This is a genomic window from Nitrospirota bacterium, from assembly GCA_016212215.1.
GTDB lineage: Bacteria > Nitrospirota > 9FT-COMBO-42-15 > HDB-SIOI813 > HDB-SIOI813 > JACRGV01.
Genome location: JACRGV010000062.1, coordinates 16,267 through 31,001, shown reverse-complemented (window position 1 = coordinate 31,001; position 14,735 = coordinate 16,267). Strand labels below are relative to the sequence as shown.

Annotated in this window: 13 protein-coding genes; 8 read left to right on the top strand and 5 right to left on the bottom strand. The window is 42.7% G+C overall.

What is annotated here, in order from left to right:
- Window positions 1–150: 150 nt before the first annotated feature.
- From HZA08_05670 to HZA08_05650, 5 genes are all read right to left on the bottom strand, one after another.
- Complete coding sequence (locus HZA08_05670; GenBank protein MBI5192914.1) at window positions 151–1,665, bottom strand: phosphoglycerate kinase; 1,515 nt, start codon at window positions 1,663–1,665, stop codon at window positions 151–153.
- 31 nt (window positions 1,666–1,696) lie between these two features.
- Window positions 1,697–2,881, bottom strand: a complete 1,185-nt coding sequence (kbl, locus tag HZA08_05665) for a glycine C-acetyltransferase (GenBank protein MBI5192913.1) — start codon at window positions 2,879–2,881, stop codon at window positions 1,697–1,699.
- Between the two features lie 123 nt (window positions 2,882–3,004).
- The gene (locus HZA08_05660; GenBank protein ID MBI5192912.1) at window positions 3,005–4,156 is read right to left on the bottom strand and encodes an alcohol dehydrogenase catalytic domain-containing protein; all 1,152 of its coding nucleotides are present in this window, start codon (window positions 4,154–4,156) and stop codon (window positions 3,005–3,007) included.
- A 4-nt stretch (window positions 4,157–4,160) separates the two neighbouring features.
- A complete protein-coding gene (locus HZA08_05655) occupies window positions 4,161–7,109 on the bottom strand; it encodes a response regulator (GenBank protein ID MBI5192911.1) in 2,949 nt (982 codons plus the stop codon).
- A 13-nt stretch (window positions 7,110–7,122) separates the two neighbouring features.
- A complete protein-coding gene (locus tag HZA08_05650; GenBank protein MBI5192910.1) occupies window positions 7,123–7,977 on the bottom strand; it encodes a protein-glutamate O-methyltransferase CheR in 855 nt (284 codons plus the stop codon).
- 266 nt (window positions 7,978–8,243) lie between these two features.
- Between HZA08_05650 and HZA08_05645 the strand changes: the two genes are divergently transcribed.
- The 8 genes from HZA08_05645 to HZA08_05610 all read left to right on the top strand — a co-directional run bounded on the left by HZA08_05645 (window position 8,244) and on the right by HZA08_05610 (window position 14,735).
- Complete coding sequence (locus HZA08_05645) at window positions 8,244–8,576, top strand: hypothetical protein (protein ID MBI5192909.1); 333 nt, start codon at window positions 8,244–8,246, stop codon at window positions 8,574–8,576.
- Window position 8,577: 1 nt separating this feature from the next.
- The gene (locus HZA08_05640; GenBank protein MBI5192908.1) at window positions 8,578–8,931 is read left to right on the top strand and encodes a YtxH domain-containing protein; all 354 of its coding nucleotides are present in this window, start codon (window positions 8,578–8,580) and stop codon (window positions 8,929–8,931) included.
- A 294-nt stretch (window positions 8,932–9,225) separates the two neighbouring features.
- Window positions 9,226–9,438 carry a sulfur carrier protein ThiS gene (thiS, locus tag HZA08_05635; protein ID MBI5192907.1) on the top strand — a complete coding sequence of 71 codons (213 nt, stop codon included), beginning with the start codon at window positions 9,226–9,228 and terminating at the stop codon, window positions 9,436–9,438.
- Window positions 9,431–10,204: a thiazole synthase gene (locus HZA08_05630; protein ID MBI5192906.1), complete on the top strand. Its 774-nt coding sequence runs from the start codon at window positions 9,431–9,433 to the stop codon at window positions 10,202–10,204. The genes thiS and HZA08_05630 overlap by 8 nt, the downstream gene beginning before the upstream one ends.
- Before the next feature lie 253 nt (window positions 10,205–10,457).
- Window positions 10,458–11,090: a thiamine phosphate synthase gene (gene thiE / locus HZA08_05625; GenBank protein MBI5192905.1), complete on the top strand. Its 633-nt coding sequence runs from the start codon at window positions 10,458–10,460 to the stop codon at window positions 11,088–11,090.
- Between the two features lie 144 nt (window positions 11,091–11,234).
- On the top strand, window positions 11,235–13,007 hold the full coding sequence (arc, locus tag HZA08_05620) for a proteasome ATPase (protein ID MBI5192904.1): 1,773 nt from the start codon (window positions 11,235–11,237) through the stop codon (window positions 13,005–13,007).
- Window positions 13,008–13,042: 35 nt separating this feature from the next.
- Window positions 13,043–14,527, top strand: coding sequence for a proteasome accessory factor PafA2 (locus HZA08_05615; protein ID MBI5192903.1), 1,485 nt, complete (start codon window positions 13,043–13,045; stop codon window positions 14,525–14,527).
- A 13-nt stretch (window positions 14,528–14,540) separates the two neighbouring features.
- Window positions 14,541–14,735, top strand: a complete 195-nt coding sequence (locus HZA08_05610; protein MBI5192902.1) for a ubiquitin-like protein Pup — start codon at window positions 14,541–14,543, stop codon at window positions 14,733–14,735.

The following is a 14,735-nucleotide window of genomic DNA, read 5'->3' as shown; positions in this document are numbered from 1 at the left end:
TTCGGTCAGGTTTGAGTGCGACCGATTGAGCAAACCCGAAGGCGTAGTTGAACCTACGCTGAGGGGTTGCGATTGAGGAGCACACAAAGATGGCCGGAAGATGAGATGCATAAATGTATAGGTTATTTTATGACAGACCCTTAGAATAGGTCACGGGTATTCCCTTCTTCCCCATTGCTTTTTAATGACAGACTTTCTCAGATCTTCATATTTAAGGCCGTAACCGCCTTCGAGGAGTTTTCTTGAACTCATAATGAGTGAGATAGTTACAGGGGAGTCATAAGCTGTCTCAAGCAAGGTGGACCCGCCGCCTGTGGACCTGAACCCCATATTAAGTTTTCTACCACTGCCCTCTTCATAAGAAGATGTCATGAAATTAGTAGAACCGCCGCCGATCTCTTTTACAGCATCTTTATTCTTATCAATTGCATCTATTACTCTTCGTGTCCCATCAACATATTTTTCATCATCCACACCAAGGGGGCCGTTCCATACAATTGTCCCTGCCTTATCAACTATACCTGTGTAAAGTTCCTTCGTCTTGTCACCAATATCAACTATTTCATCATCATCATTCAGTTCATGTAAAAGTACAGACTTTAAGATTGTCCCCTCCCGTTTAATCGCATAATCAACAGGCAGGATTAATCTCCTCCCCTGAAGCGGGTTTGGGTCTTTAAACTGGAATTGGTTATAAAGTCTCAATAATCCCTGTGCAAGGTTTATCTCTTCTGCATTATATTCATAGCCGCCTTCCTTTTCTGATTCAAACCCCTTAAGTCTAACCTCACGAAGTCCCCGCAGGTCTTTTTTAACCTCTCCGGGCAGTCCCCGCAGGTCTTCTTCTTTTAACATGGTTAATTGTGCATATACAAATGCATACATCAGGTGACCGCCTACAAGCACATAATCAACAAGCCTCTCACCGATATGCAGGTTAAGTTCAGGGTTGAACATATTGCTCCAGTGTGTTGTCTTTTCTGCCCTGAATATTGCCCTCATAAGCTGTAGGCTGTCCTCGACCTTGTCGCCTCCAACAATCACAATGTAGGGCGAACCGGGTTTCTTTATCTTAACATGCGCCTCAATCTCATCTACAAGCAGGCTTCCGGCAAAGCCCGGTATAAATTCATGTATCCTGTTTGATGTTGCCTCTTTTCTATGGGCAGTTCCAAATGAGTTCTGAATACTTACATCTGCAACTAAGGTAAGTGCCTTTGCCAGCGATTCTCTATTTTTAGTTTCATCAGTATGAAACCTGATATTATCAAGGAGTGGTATAATCCCTGATTTAAAAAGGCCTTTCAGATAATCAGGATTGAACTGTTCCGGAGAGAATGTACCTTTGTCAGGTGCAAACCTTATAATCTCTACATCTCTCTGAAGGGCGTCTGCAAGGGCGGGTGAAATCGGATCAAGGGTTATCGCAGGGTCATAGCCTTTTGGTCTCCCAAGGTGCGTTACTAAAAGTGGTATAACGCCTGCATTTATCAATTCTTTTATAAACGGCGCGGCCTGAAGTATCCTGAATGCATCAGCAACCCGCTGATTACCGCCCCCATCACTGATAAGAGGTACATTAAAGTCGGATTTAACAAGGGCAATCTTTCCCTCAAGTTCCCTTAAATAATCGGATGCTTTTAAATAACCTAATGTACTCTCCATTTTGTCTCCTTTTCGATATTTATTAAGATGCCTAAATAATGCCTATACTTTTTCCTACCTTTTTAAACTTATTTAGCGCCGAATCTAAGTCCATCATAGCATGGGCGGCTGAAATCTGTATTCTTATGCGTGCCTGCCCCTTTGGGACAACAGGATAACTGAACCCTACGACGTAAACACCCTCTGTTAGTAAACGCTTTGACATTTCTACAGCTAACTGTGCCTCTCCGAGCATAACAGGTATTATCGGATGTATACCCTCTTTTATCTTATAGCCCATAGCGGCCATTTCTTTTCTGAAGAATGTTGTGTTTTCCATAAGTTTTTCTCTGAGTCCTGCACTCTCTTCAATGAGCTTGAGTATTGTGATTGCTGTTGAAACTATTACAGGGGGTATGGAGTTTGAAAAAAGATACGGCCGTGATTTTTGTCTTAGCATGGATATAATTTCACTGTGACTGCTTGTGAATCCTCCTGATGCACCGCCAAGTGCCTTGCCGAGCGTGCTTGTAAGAATGTCAACCTTTCCCATTACACCGGCGTATTCTATTGAACCCCTTCCGGTTGGGCCTAAAAACCCTGTTGCATGTGAGTCATCAACCATAACAAGTGCGTCATACTTTTCTGCAAGCAAACATATTTCCTTTAGCGGGGCTATTTCCCCATCCATAGAAAAGACCCCGTCTGTCGCGACAATCCTGAATCTTGCATTAACGCACTCTTTCAGTTTTTCCTCAAGGTCATTCATATCCTTATGTTTAAAGCGTAATCGGTTTGTCTTGCACAGTCTTATTCCATCAATAATAGATGCATGGTTCAGCTCATCTGAAAGTATCGAATCTCTTTCATCAAACAAAGCCTCAAAAAGTCCGGTATTAGCATCAAAACACGAGGTATAAAGGATCGTGTCTTCCATATTTAAAAATGCAGACAGCCTTTTCTCAAGCTCCTTGTGTATATCCTGTGTCCCGCAGATAAACCTTACGGATGACAGCCCATATCCCCATTTTTCAAGGCCGGCCTTTGCAGCAGCTATTATCTCCGGATGATTTGAAAGACCCAGGTAGTTATTGGCACACATATTGATGACCTGTTTTCCATTTACATTTATATAAACACCCTGAGCAGATGAAAGCAGGCGTTCTTCCTTAAACAGGCCTGCCTCATGGATATTTTGAAGCTCTGTTTGAAGATGAGTTTTGAGATTTGTGTACATTTTAGTTCATATGAAAATAACCCCATCCCCACCCTTACCCTCCCCTTGAAGGGGAGGGAACTATCATAGCCCCCTCTCCCTCAGGGAGAGGGTTAGGGTGAGGGTGGGGTTGTTCTGTGCATCTTAACCGTTGTCCATCATCAGCACTACCTTAACAGCCGTCTTTGGTCTTTCCAAAAGTAATTGAAATCCTTTTTCAAAATCACCAAATGGGAGTTTATGTGTAATCACCGGTGATATATCAAGTCTGCCGGATTTGAGTAGGTTGTGCATCCGGTACCATGTATCAAAAAGGATTCTGCCGTTTATCCCATAAAGTGTGATCCCTTTGAAAATAATCTGGTTTGTAATATCAACTGTTACAGGGTTTGAGAAGATGCCGAATGTTGAGATCCTTCCTCCTTTTCTCAATAACTTCAATCCCTGCTCAAACCCCTCCGGACTCCCTGACATCTCAAGGACAATGTCTACGCCTTCCGAAAATGACCCCATCCCCACCCTAACACTCCCCCATTTAGTGTCGGGGAGGGAATTTTCCTGCGTTTCCCTGTCCCCAAATGCAGCCTCGGGTAAGGAAATTTCCTCTCCGTCAGGGAGAGGATTAAGGTGAGGGTGGGGTTTATCGTGGGCAAGAAACACCACATCCGCCCCCATCTTCTTTGCAACTTCCAACCGCGGCTTATTGTGACCAATCAGGCCAATCCAGCTTGCACCGGCCGCACGGGCGATGCCCGCTGAGAATAGTCCTATGGGGCCGTCTCCAATAATCAGGACTGATTTGCCGGTGACCGGTTCAACAAGCGTGGCATAAAGTGCATTTCCGAGCGGGTCCTGAACAGAGGCGAACTCCAATGGCATATTAATATCGTTTTTCCATACACCCCTATACGGTATTGCAATATACTCTGCAAAAGAGCCGTTTGTGTCCACACCAAGTATTTTAAGATTACTGCATATATGCTGCTGCCCGACCCTGCACTGGAGGCAATGGCCGCATACGATATGGCTGTCGGCAGTAACATAATCACCGATTGAAAAACCGCTTACCCCCTCCCCGATATTTACAACATCTCCTGCAAACTCATGACCGGTTATAAGCGGGAAGGATTTTATCCTGTTCTGTGCCCATGAATTCCATTTGTATATATGCAGGTCAGTGCCGCAGATGGAGGCCGCCCTTACCTTTACGAGTATCTCGTCATGTTTGATTGAGGGGACATCAACTGACACCATTTCAAGGCCAGGCCGGGGGTCTGTCTTCACAATGGCCTTCATCTTTTCAGGAAGTACGGACATCTTGTTTGAAGTAATCTGCTATTAGTTTCCTTAATTCTATTGTAGAAAAAGGTTTTCCTATGTATGATACCTTTGTATCCTGTAAGAACTTCTGTGTCTCTGAATTTATTGAATCACCGGTTGTAAATAGTATCTTATTTATCAGTTCAGGTCTGGACCTCCTGAGTGTCCAGTAAAGCTCCTTGCCGTCCATATTCGGCATCCTGATATCACTGATTATCAGGTCGTAGTCTTTGTTTTTTATCTTATCCATTGCAATCTTTGCATCAGATGCAACGCAGGCATTATGTCCCATACTCTCGACTATTGCCTTAATAAGTTCAAGTATACTTTCTTCATCATCAACAACAAGTATGTTTTTCTTTTCCCCGCCTGCTGTCTCAATATCAGCAGCACTCGCTGTTACTGCTTTTTTTACCTCAGATTCAGACAAGATCGGTAGTTCAATAATAAATGTAGCACCCTCTCCCTGCCTGCTTGTAACACGAAGCTCACCATTATGCTCTTTTATAATACCGTAAGAAATACTCAATCCCAGTCCCGTACCTTTGCCCACCTCTCTTGTTGTAAAGAATGGGTCAAAAATCTTTTTCAGGTTTGTTTCTGATATACCAGGGCCGGTATCACTAAAATAGATTTTTATTGTCCCTTCGTTATGTTCAGTCCTGGCGGTTAATTTATGCTTTCCCCCCTTTTCCTTCATGGCAAGGTGGGCATTATTTACGATATTTAAAAAGACCTGCTGGATTGTGTAAGGGTCTACCGTTGTATAAGGAAGAGTGGCGTCAAGTTCTGTGACTGCTTCAATATTATCTACAGTTAGCTGATAGGCCTTTAGTTCTAATGTCTGCTTTACAATGTCATTAATATTTACATACTGTTTTTCAATCTTATGCTGACGCGCAAAGCTCAGGAGATTTTCAATTATCTTTTTACATCTCAGGGCGGCATTATTGATCTTGCCAAGTTTTTCCTTCAGTGCAACATCTCCGAAAGACTCCGAATCAATAAGAAGCTCACAGTATCCTATTACCCCTGTCAGCGGATTATTTAATTCATGTGCAACGCCTGACAATATCTCACCGAGTGATGATAATTTCTCTGCCTGTATTAGTTGCTCTTTCAATATCGTTTCTTCTGTTACGTCTCTGATATATTCTACCCTGTGAAGTAATCTTCCCGTACTATCACATACAGGGAATACATATCTCTCAAGTGTCTTGTTGTTCTTTGTTGTAACACGGTTTCTATGCGGCACTAGTGACTTTCCCCCGTTTCTAAGGTCACATTCCGGGATTATCTGATCACAGCCATATACAAAGTTATAGCACTTTTTACCGATTACCTTCTCTTCAGGCAGGTTATATGCCTCAAGAAATGCCTTATTGACCTCAAGTATCGTACAATCAGGGCTGAGCAGGACAATGTAATCTTTAATGCCGTTGTAGATAATTTGAAGTTGGTCTCGTGTCTTTTTTAATTCCTCCTCTTCCTGTGTAATCCTCATGTTTGCATCAAACAGTTCATTTGACTTTTTCTCAAGCTCTTCGTTCAGTATGGTCAGCTCTTCATTTGCTGACTGAAGCTCTTCTGCCTGGGACTGGGACTCTTCCAGCGATACTTCAAGCTCCTGATTTGATGCGATCAATTTGTCATTCAGGACTGATAGCTCCTGACTTTTCTTTTCCATTTCAGAAACATGGACTTCCCTTTCCCTTGTACTTTCTTTTAGCTCGACTATCATTTCATTAAATGACCTCGAAAGCATTGAGACCTCATCCCTGGTATCTTCCGTGACATCTACAGGCACAAGTTCCATTTTATCTGCGGCAGTATCTCTTGTCCTGTCTGCAAGAATTTCAATGGGATGTGTAATCTTTCTGGTCACAAAAAATGCCGTCCCTCCGGCAAATAGGATACTTAGTCCGGTAATAAGTAATATGCTGATCCTGTTACTGCGGTGGTGAACCGTGAATTTACTCTCAGGCACGCTTACTGAAAGGGTGCCTATTACTTTACCTTTATTATCCTTTATTGGAGAATAGGCACCGATAAAAGGTTCTTTTATCCATGGTATCTCTCCTGTATAAGTTTTACCGGTATTTAATACAGCCATTATACCGGCAGTAATCGGAACACCGATCGCCCTTGCACCCTCTCCTGCAACCTTGTTTGTGGCAATTCTTACTCCATTCTTTGTAATTGTTGTATGTGAATCAGGGATTTTTGAGGCAAGTGTATCTGTAACAAAATTATCCTTATTTAATATGTCTCCTGTGATTATTGCACCAACAACATTACCTGTACTATGTCCATCAAAGACCGGTACAACAACGGTTACCATTAATGCATCATTTTCCACGGGATAGCCGGGGTTATATTCCCCCGGCCTGTTCTGTAATTCAACTGGTATTGCAATATCTTCTGCGAGCTTATCGCCCTCTTTCTGCAGTAAAGCCCTCGGCATAACCTCGGTAGAGATAACTGTTTCACCGGTAGTCATGGCCTTTTTTACTATACCGTTTAATTCAAAGATGTCTCCGGAGTTTTCACTGTTCAACCTTGATATGACCCGGCCATCTTTATCCGTTACAGCCCAGACATCTACATAAGGTCTTTTATTCTTCCAGTGGGCCATCTTATCTGTGATAAATTTTTTATCATGTTTTATGATTGCAGTTTCTATAAGTTCCGCAGCCTGCAGCATGCCATATTTCATCTGGTCAGCCCGGACATAGTACTGTATCCATGCGGCCTCAAGATTCTGTTCCGTACCGCTTTCAATTTCCTGTCGTAATTTTTTTGCTGTTAATCTTTCCGTTACAATTGCCGTGAGCACCATAGGGACGATAACAACTGAAAGGAAGGCCGCCAACAGCTTTGTCTTCAGGGAGGCATTATTGATCATCTCTTTTATTCCGTTTGCCGGCATATTCATTCAATACCTAAATCTTCTGGTATATCTTTTCCTTTCTAAAGACCTCTGTAAATCTGCCCCTTAATGAATGAGGTATAACTTCACTCTTCCCAAGTATTAAGAATCCGCCTTTATCAAGGGAATACCAGAACTTCTCAATTACCTTTTCCTGCAGATCCTTTTCAAAATAGATAAGCAGGTTACGGCATATTGCAATATCTATATGGGACAGATGGATATTGGATACGATATTGTGGACGCCGAATGTTACAAGATTTCTAATCTGTGGAATTATCTGATAACGGTTGTCAATAGATATGAAACAATGATTTTTTAAACAGAGCGGTACATTCTGCAGAAGCGTTTCATTGTAAATCCCTTTTCTTGCAAGTTCAATTGATATCTCGTCAATATCAGTTGCAAATATCTTAATATTACATGGAAATCCTGATAAGGAAGGACTGCTATTATGAGCAGTATAATATTTCTCTCTGGCCTTTGAAAGGAGTATTGCAAGGGAGTACGGTTCTTCTCCTCTTGCACATCCACTGCTCCATATCCTAATGTTACTCTGTTTTTTCGTTTTTAACCTTTCTACTGTCTCAGGTATTATATACGCCTCTATCTTGTGGAAGACCTCCGGGTCACGGAAGAACTCACTTACCTTAATTGTGATTTGATTGAAGAGCTGATTAAATTCCCGAGGTTCTGCATCAAGCAGGTTTATGTAGTGTTCATAAGGGAGTCTTGAAAAGGCAAGTCTTCTCTCGATGCACCGCTTAAGGCTTGACTTCCTGTATCTGCGGAAGTCCCAGCCCCTTTCCCGGTACATTTTATCAAGAATCGTGTCTATATGTTCTTCTGAAAGTGCAGGCTCAGCCATGTTACCCCCTCCTCTACATTAGCTGCCTGAAGTTGAGCCATATTAACAGAGTTATCAGGCAGTAGTCAATGATTAAATATTGCAACACTTGTGCCACCTTACCCCTTGCGTATTCGGGACAAGAATGTCCCGCCCATCGCGATAGGCGGGGTTTTCTAACCCCGCTGTTAGGCCATTTGCCCGATAGTTCAGCGAGAATTGCCTGTGCAATTGACTTTCAATTTTCATACGAGTAAGCTAAAAACATAATCATGGAGTAATACCTTATGATAATAGAAATATCTGTTGCTGTTATAGCCGCATGTTTCGTGTTAATCGTGGTCAGGTTATACACATTGAGTATACGAATAGAGGAGGCAATCAAGCGGATGGAGGAATTTCTGTTGAGGATGGAGAACGATATAAGACCTGTGATTTATGATGCAAGGAATATTATGAATGACATGCGGGGAATAATTGAAACAGCAAAGCACAGTACAAAACAGATTGATAATATAATAGAGGAGGTAACAGGTCCGATCAGGAAAATTGGCATGGTTATTAAGGCATTAAGGGCAGGATTAAATATATTTTTAAAAAAAAGAAAAGGGGGTGAGTGACATGGGCTGTGATCATGGTAGAGGAGAAAACTTAATATTCTTTGTAGTAGGCGGTCTTATAGGTGCGGGAGTAGCCTTGCTATATGCGCCTAAATCAGGAAAAGAGACAAGAGAGGACATCCGGAGGATTGCAAATAAAGGTGCTGAGAAGTTTATGACTGAGAAAGATGCGATTCAGAGGAGGCTTTCAGACCTGATGCACGAGATCAGCAGCAGGACAGAAGAGCTTGTACGCGGCGGAGTTCAGCTTGCTGACGATAAAAAACGCGAAATCCTTGCAGCTATTCAGGCAGCGAAGAAGGCTTATGATGAAGAGAGGAGAAGGCTTGAGTCGGAAAGGGAATCAGGTATCTGACCCCAACTTTTCCTCACCCCCTAAGATTATTCCCTCCCCCTTGAGGGGGGAGGGTCAGGGTGGGGGTGAGCTATGAGATTTTCGGATGTACTAAATTTTATTTTTACCCCTTCCTTTCATTGACAAACCAATTATCACGTTGTTATGATAAAAGTCCCTTTAAAATACAGACCACTGATGGAACACGAATGACACAAATTTTACGAATGATACGAATATAAAAGTATAAAAGTATTTAATTCGTGGCATTTGTCTTATTCGTGAAATTCGTGGCCAATGTTTTTTAATTTTAAAATGGAAATAAATGTTACAGTTAATGGTGAAAAGCAACACATAATTGAAGGGACTTCCGTCTCTTCCCTGTTGAATATGATGAATATCAGCCCCCAGCTGGTTGCAATTGAGTATAATATGGAGATACTGGATAAGAAACAATTTGACTCAGTCTTATTAAAAGAAGGGGACAGGCTTGAGATAATTACCTTTGTGGGAGGCGGAAATGGATGACGTATTAAGAGTGGGCGGTATGGACATCAGGTCCCGGTTATGGGTAGGGACAGGGAAATATAAGGACTTCAAGGAAACAAAAGAGGCAATTGAGGCATCCGGCGCACATGTTGTTACAGTAGCAGTCAGGAGGGTAAACATAACAGACCGTTCAAAGGAAAACCTCCTTGATTACATAGACCCTAAGAAATATATAATACTACCGAACACCGCCGGTTGCTACACAGCAGATGATGCTGTGAGGACAGCAAGGCTTGCCCGTGCCGCGGGGATATCTGACCTTGTAAAACTTGAGGTCATTGGAGATGAACGAACACTTATGCCGGACAATGAGGCTTTATTAGAAGCGGCAAAGATATTGGTAAAAGAAGGGTTCATTGTGCTCCCTTATACCAATGATGACCCGATAATGGCAAGGAAATTAGAGGACATAGGCTGTAGTGCAATTATGCCGCTTGCTGCCCCGATTGGTTCAGGCCTGGGCATAAGAAATCCATATAATATAAGGATAATAAAAGAATTTGCAACAGTTCCGGTAATAGTAGATGCAGGGGTTGGTACTGCATCTGAAGCGGCTGTAGCCATGGAGCTTGGATGTGATGCAGTTCTTATGAATACAGCCATAGCTTGTGCTAAACAACCTGTTATGATGGCCCATGCAATGAGGCTGGCTGTTGAGGCCGGAAGACTCGCGTATCTTGCCGGCAGGATACCGAAGAAGCTATATGCCTCTGCCAGCAGTCCGCTGGGAGGGATGATAGAATAAGGCGAGAGGTAAGAAGCAAGAAGCCTCCCCTCGCCCGGACCCTCTTCCGCAAGGGGAGAGGGATGCTAAGATTATTCCCTCCCCCTTGAGGGGGGAGGGTCAGGGTGGGGGTGAGCTATGGAGACATTCAAGTGAACCCCCATGAATCGAGGGTTCACAAAGGGCCATGAAAATCAGCGGGACAAGAAAGTCCCGCCTATCCTCATAGATTTGGATAGGCGGGGTTTTCTTACCCCGCCGGAGAGATTTTCGGATGAACTACATTGATTTTAACTTATACCTCATCGCTGACCCGTCTCTGGTACAAAACGATTTTTTAACAAGTGTGAAAAAAGCGATTGATGGTGGTGTCAAAGGTATACAGTTCAGAGGTAAGAATTTGACGGCTAAGGAGATGTTAGGGACAGGAGAGAGGCTCAGGGCATTGACTGCAAAACACGCTGTAAAATTATTTATAAATGACCGGCTGGATGTTGCAATGGCACTGGGTGCAGACGGTGTACATTTGGGGCAGAATGGCTTCAGTGTTGGACTTGCCAGGAAGTTGTCGGGCAGTAGATTTACAATTGGTGTATCAACTCATAGTCTTAAAGAGGCAAGGAAGGCCGCAGATGACGGTGCTGATTTTATTACATTTGGCCCGATCTTTGCAACACCTACTAAATTAGTATATGGACCGCCGGTTGGGTTGAACAGACTATCAAGTGTTACAAAGAAGATCAGGATTCCGGTGTTTGCAATCGGTGGCGTTAAAAAAGAGAGTATAAAGGCTGTAATTGGAAAGGGGGCTTATGGGGTAGCAGTTATTTCTGCTGTATTAAATGCAAGGTCAGTGTATAAAGCAACTGTGAATATTCTTGATGAACTTGTAAGGCAAAAATCGTAACGCAGATATGATATTTTAGAGACTCTTCCACACAATTCGGACTGAAGTAGTTAAGTTGACCTTGTAGTTTATAGATGGTAGAATTTAATTACGTAACTCATTGAAGAATAAGGATTCTTCAGCCTCTATGAGAAAGGAGATAACATGTCCGAGACAAAGAAAAACTACAGATTACCAGCCATAAAAACCCAAATAAAGAAGTCATTGGAGATGCCGTCATCATCTTCTTCTGCGTCTTCAAGTGAAGCAAAGATAGCAGAGTATGAGAAGGAGATTGAAAGCCTCTGTGATCACGTAAAAAGCCTCGAAGAGGAACTTCAGCGTGTTTATGAATCCAGGTTCAAACTGGATAGTGCATTCAAACAGAATGAAAAGTTGACGTCTGCACTCCATGAAGCAAAAGATCAGATACAGGCATTAAGGAAAGAGGTAGAAAAACTTACGTCACCCCCTGCAAGTTATGGTGTTTTCGCTGATACTAATGATGACGGTACAATAAATGTTTATGTATCCGGCAGAAAACTAAAGGTGAATGTCAGACCCGGTATTGAGATAACTACACTCCGTAAAGGCCAGGAGGTGATTCTGAATGACGCACTTAATGTCATTGAGATACGCGGCTATGATAGTCAGGGAGAGGTGGTCCATTTAAAAGACAGGCTGGGAAAAGATAGGGCAATAATATCCCTACATGGTGATGAAGAACGTGTTGCTGAAATTGGTGAACCTCTTCAGGGGACAAAACTGAGTGTAGGAGATGTCCTTCTGTTTGACCAACGGTCAGGTCTGCTGTTAGAGAAATTACCCAAGACAGAAGTCGGCCAGGTAATACTCGAAGAGGTTCCTGATGTTGCGTATGGAGATATAGGCGGATTGAAAAAACAGATAGAAACCATTATGGATGCCATAGAGCTTCCATTTGTATATCCGGAACTATTTAAAGAGTACCGCTTACTGCCGCCTAAGGGTGTTTTGCTATACGGCCCTCCGGGGTGCGGAAAGACCCTTATTGCAAAGGCAGTGGCCAATTCTATTGCAAAGCGGCTGGAATCAAAAGGGGAAAAGGATGTACGCAGCTATTTCCTCCATGTCAAAGGCCCTGAACTGCTGAATAAATATGTCGGTGAAAGTGAACGTCAGATACGTGAGGTATTTTCTAAAGCAAAAGAGAAGGCTGATGAAGGTATGCCTGTTGTAGTATTCTTTGATGAAATGGATGCCTTGTTCAGGACAAGGGGAACAGGTGTCTCTTCTGACATTGAGTCTACAATAGTTCCTCAGTTTTTGTCTGAGATTGATGGTGTAGAGAGCCTGCGGAATGTAATTGTAATTGGTGCAAGTAACCGGCAGGACCTGATTGACCCTGCAATACTGAGGCCGGGGCGGCTTGATATTAAGATAAGGATAGACCGTCCTGATGCAGATTCAGCAAAGGATGTATTCAGCAAGTATCTTACTACTGATTTACCGTTTCATAAATCTGAAATGGACCATGATAACGGAGATGCGGAAAAGGTTACTGAAAGATTGATTAATCTTACAGTTGAGCGTATGTATAGTCTTGACGAAGAGAATAAATTCTTAGAAGTAACTTATGCAAATGGCGATAAAGAGATACTGTACTTCAAGGATTTTGTAAGCGGTGCAATGATAGAGGGGATTGTAGCGAGGAGTAAAAAACATGCAATAAAGAGGGCAATTACCCTTGGAGAGGGCGGCATTAAGGAGGAAGACCTTTTGACTGCTATTAAAGATGAGTTTAAGGAAAATGAGGATCTTCCGAATACAACAAATCCTGATGACTGGGCCAAAATCGCCGGCAGAAAGAATGAGCGTATTGTTCATGCTCGGACTATCAGCGGTAAGGCTAAGGAAACCAGGCGTATTGAGACGGTAGCAACAGGGCATTATTTATAAGCCCGAAGAGGCCAAAAAGGCCAAAAGGGAATGACATGTCAACAAAACAGGTAATAGGAACAGAAACAGAATTTGGGATAACATCGAGAAATACTGATGGATTTGATCCGGTATCTGCCTCGATATTCCTCATAAATCACCTGCGGCCATTTTCTTCCCTGAAGATTTTATGGGATTATGAAAATGAAGATCCGCTTGTAGATGCAAGGGGGTTTACTGTAAATGGAGAAAGGGAAAGACCTGCACAGGATGCGAACCTGAACCTGAATAAACCGCTTGAGAACGGCGGACGATTGTATATTGACGGTGCGCATCCGGAATATTCCACGCCTGAGTGTGTGAACCCGAAAGATGTTGTGACTTATGAAAAGGCAGGAGAATATCTGATGCAGGTTTGTATTGAAAATGCCAACAGGGTGAGGAAGGAGGAAGACAAACTCTTTGTATATAAAAACAACACAGACGGCAAGGGAAATAGTTACGGGTATCATGAAAATTACTTGATGCTGAGAAGTACGCCGTTTGAAAAGATTGTCCGGAACCTGACGCCGTTTCTTGTTACAAGACAGATTTATGCAGGTTCGGGTAAGGTCGGGACAGACAATAAAACAGACCCTGCGGATTTCCAGATATCACAGAGGGCAGATTTTTTCGAGACACTGATTGACCTTAATACAATGGCCAAACGGCCCATTATAAATTCCCGTGATGAACCCCACTCTGACCCGAGTGTATTCAGGCGTCTTCATGTTATTGTCGGTGATGCTAACATGGCAGAGTACTCAACATACTTAAAGGTCGGGACAGCGGCGTTGGTGCTTCAACTCGTAGATAATAATATTGATGTTCCCGGGGTGGAACTTGAAAATCCGCTTGAGGCAATAAAGTCTGTATCACGAGACTTGTCACTTAAAAAGACTATCGCCATGAAAAATGGAAAGAGGTTGACTCCGATTGAGATACAGCGGATTTATTTGGAACATGCATATAAATATTTCTCAAGCAGGGAGAGCGAGCCATTTATATATGAGGTAATGCGTAACTGGGAAGAGACATTAAATATACTTGAAAAAAACCCGGCAGAATTGAACACAAAGATTGACTGGTTGATAAAATATCAGATGATTAATACTTACCGTGAAAAAAGGGATTACAAATGGGATAATCCAAGGCTTGCGATGATGGACTTGCAGTATCACGACCTTAATCCCGGTAAGGGGCTTTATTATACCCTGAAAAAGGATGGTTATGTTGACCCATTTGTGTCGGAAGGGGCGGTTATGCTTGCGAGAGACATCCCGCCAAAGGATACAAGGGCATTTTTCAGGGGTACATGTATTAAGAAGTTTCCAAAAGAGGTTTATGCGACGAGTTGGAGCTCTGTATTGTTTGACATCGGTAACTTTACGATTAAACGGGTACCTTTGTTAAACCCCCTGAGAGGGACAGAGGCACTTGTGGGTGATATATTCACCAGGTCTGAAACAGCGGAAGAACTCTTAAAAAATCTTTCCGCATAAGGGAGGGACGTCCATGGGCTATCAGGAAAAGGAAAAGAAAAGATCTAAGGAAAAAACAGAAAAACCTGTTGAGGCCAATCCGGAGGTAATAGAAAAGGGGAAACAGATCAAGAAGGATGTAGATGAACTTCTTGACAAGATAGATGATGTATTGGAGGAGAATGCTGAAGAGTTTGTTAAAAACTACGTTCAAAAAGGCGGGGAATAA